Annotated in this window: 1 protein-coding gene; it reads left to right on the forward strand. The window is 43.3% G+C overall.

Features of this window, described 5'->3' with window-relative positions:
* Nucleotides 1-72: 72 nt before the first annotated feature.
* Nucleotides 73-1,604 (forward strand): IS3 family transposase gene (locus IEW93_RS21710; protein WP_229706749.1). Its coding sequence is split into 2 segments (ribosomal slippage): nucleotides 73-535 and nucleotides 535-1,604, totalling 1,533 coding nucleotides; the frame shifts between segments, so codons are not numbered across the junction.
* Nucleotides 1,605-1,638 lie beyond the last annotated feature (34 nt).

The raw sequence follows: 1,638 nt of genomic DNA on the forward strand, positions 1-1,638 counted from the left end.
CCCCCTGTGTCAGGATAGTTGTCGCCTCAGTTTTTCATAAAAATAAAACAGGGAGCGGTAAGTTAGTTATGAATGAAGCATTATCCAGAAGAGCATAAGCAAGCCGTCATTAGAAAGCTCCTTGAAAGTGGCTTATCATTAGGCCAATTCGCAAAGCTAGAAAGTATCAACTTATCTACTTTGTATTCATGGCGAGATAAGTATTTAAAAGTAGGTTCTAGTTTGGCAGAGAGTAATAATTTAGATGGTTGGTCACCAGAGCAAAAGTTCTCAATTGTTTTAGAAACGTCAGCATTAAGCGAAATTGAGTTAAGTGAGTATTGCCGTGAAAAAGGGCTTTACCCTGAACAAGTTAAAGAATGGAAGCAAAGCTGTATTGCAGGCAATCAAACACAAGCCCAGCAGCGTAAGCAATTAGCCCAAGAGCGAAAAGCCGACCGTAAGCGAATTAAAGAGCTAGAAAAAGAGTTAAAACGTAAGGATGCAGCCCTAGCTGAAACCGCGGCATTATTGGTGTTAAGAAAAAAGTTAAATGCCTACTGGGGGGAAGACGAGGACAGTTAACCTCACTCTCAGATAGGCTGCATTACACATCCTTGATTGATAATGCCGTTACCTCAGGCGCAAGAAAAGAGAAAGCCTGTGAAGAAATTGGTTTGTCTATACGGACGTTACAGCGCTGGCAAGAAGGCGGTGAAATCATCGGTGATAAAAGGCCTATAGCGGATAGACCCCAGCCCCCAAATAAGCTAACAGAGGAAGAACAGCAAGCCATATTAGCTATCAGTAATCAAGAAGAATACGCTAATTTAGGGCCAAGCCAGATAGTACCAATGCTGGCAGATAATGGGCAATATATCGCTTCTGAATCAAGCTTTTATCGTGTGCTGAAGGCCAACAACCAACTCACTCATCGAGGAAAAGAAAAACCTAAAGGTAGCCGAGCTAAGCCTAGGGGGTACACAGCGACAGGACCAAATCAAGTGTGGACCTGGGATATCAGCTACTGTCCTTCAACAGTGATTGGACGGTTTTTCTACCTTTACATGATAATCGACATTTTCAGTCGTAAAATTGTGGGTTGGGAAGTTCATGATAGTGAATCAGGTGACTATGCTGCAAAGTTGCTTGAGCGAACTCTCTGGGCTGAGAAATGCGTTAAACAAAACGTGGTATTGCACTCAGATAACGGCAGTCCGATGAAATGCTTAACGATGCAGTCCAAGATGCTTGAAATGGGAGTAATAGGCTCTCGTAGTCGTCCAGGTGTCAGCAATGATAATCCGTACTCGGAATCACTGTTTCGCACGGTCAAATACAGCCACCGCTGGCCAAGTGAAGGCTTTAAAAGCCTTGAAGATGCAAGAACTTGGGTGAAAGACTTCGCGAATTGGTACAACAATGAGCACAGACATAGTCGTATCAAATTCGTGATACCCGCACAACGTCATCATGGTGAAGATAAAGCGATATTGGCAAAACGCCGTGAGTTATACAAAAAAGCGCAAAAAATTAACCCTAACCGCTGGTCAAATGGCACCAGAAACTGGGATGAAATCGGTGAGGTGGAGTTAAACCCAGAGAACAAAAAAGAAGCAGCTTAACAGCTTAGGCGACAACTACCTTGAAAAACGCCGA

Source organism: Shewanella inventionis, assembly GCF_014641855.1.
In the GTDB taxonomy this organism is placed as follows: Bacteria; Pseudomonadota; Gammaproteobacteria; order Enterobacterales; family Shewanellaceae; genus Shewanella; species Shewanella inventionis.